Raw genomic sequence first — 1,296 nt, 5'->3', positions numbered from 1 at the left:
ACCGACGCGGCCTCGACCAACAGCGTCGCCATCGGCTGGGGCGCGAAGGCCACCAACGCCCCGTCCTCGGTGGCCCTGGGCGACACGGCGGCCGCGAATGCGGCGGATGCCCTGGCCCTCGGCCACAACGCCACCGCCGGCCAGGCCGGCGCCGTGGCGCTGGGCTCGGGCTCGGTGACCGCGGCGGCGGTCGGCACCGCCAGCACCACGATCGCGGGCAGCACCTACAACTTCGCCGGCACGACCCCGACCTCGACGGTCAGCGTCGGCGCGGCCGGTGCGGAGCGGACCATCACCAATGTCGCGGCCGGGCGGATCGCGCTGGACTCGACCGACGCGATCAACGGCAGCCAGCTCTTCGCCACCAACAAGGCGGTCGAGGCGCTCGCCGCCAGCAACCCCGTCCACTACTACAGCGTCAACGACGGCGGCACGCCCGGCGCCAACTACATCAATGACGGCGCCACCGGCCTCAACGCCATGGCGGCCGGCGTCGGGGCGGTGTCCTCGGGCAACGGCTCGGTGGCGATGGGCTATCAGTCCAACGCGGCGGGCGGGACCGCGATCGCCCTCGGCAGCGGGGCGGCGGCCAGTACCATCAGCGGCGGCTCGATGGCGCTCGGCACGAATGCCAAGGCCCTGGTGACAGGCGGCGACGGCTCGCCGATCGCCATCGGCATCGCCTCCAACGCCAGCGGGGCGGCCGGCACGGCGCTGCCGGGCGGCTTCACCTCCTTCGAGGCGGTCGCGATCGGAAATTCGGCGACGGCCACCGGGCAGGGCGGCACGGCCCTCGGCCCCAACAGCAGCGCGACCGCGACCTGGTCGACCGCCCTCGGCCTCAACAGCGCGGCGTCGGCCGACAACACCACCGCGGTCGGCGTCCTCGCCAGTGCGGCGGCGACGAATGCGACCGCGATCGGCAACGCCGCCGCGGCGTCGGGGCTGAACTCCTTCGCGGCCGCCGTTGAGTCCAAGGCCAGCGGAGACCAGAGCGTCGCCATCGGCTACCAGTCCAATGCCAGCGGGCTGGAGAGCATGGCGCTGGGCTATCTGAGCCAGGCGACCGGCGTCAATTCGACCGCGATCGGCAACCAGATCAGCGCCGCGGCCGACGGCAGCATCGCGATCGGCGCCAACACCGGGCCCGCGGTCGACGCCGCTTCGACCAATGGCGTCGCCATCGGCTGGGCGGCGCAGGTGACCAACGCTCCGTCCGCCGTCGCCCTGGGCGACACGGCGAAGGCCGGTGCCGCCGACGCGCTCGCGCTCGGCCACGGCGCGACGGCGGCCACC

At 74.2% G+C, this 1,296-nt stretch carries 1 pseudogene; it reads left to right on the top strand.

Going from position 1 to position 1,296, the window contains the following annotated elements:
- A pseudogene (locus tag P409_RS34600) lies at nucleotides 1-1,296 on the top strand (hypothetical protein); the annotation flags it as partial.

Origin of the sequence: Inquilinus limosus MP06 (genome assembly GCF_000767795.1) — a bacterium.
GTDB lineage: Bacteria > Pseudomonadota > Alphaproteobacteria > DSM-16000 > Inquilinaceae > Inquilinus > Inquilinus limosus_E.
This window is presented reverse-complemented; position numbering and strand designations above follow the sequence as displayed.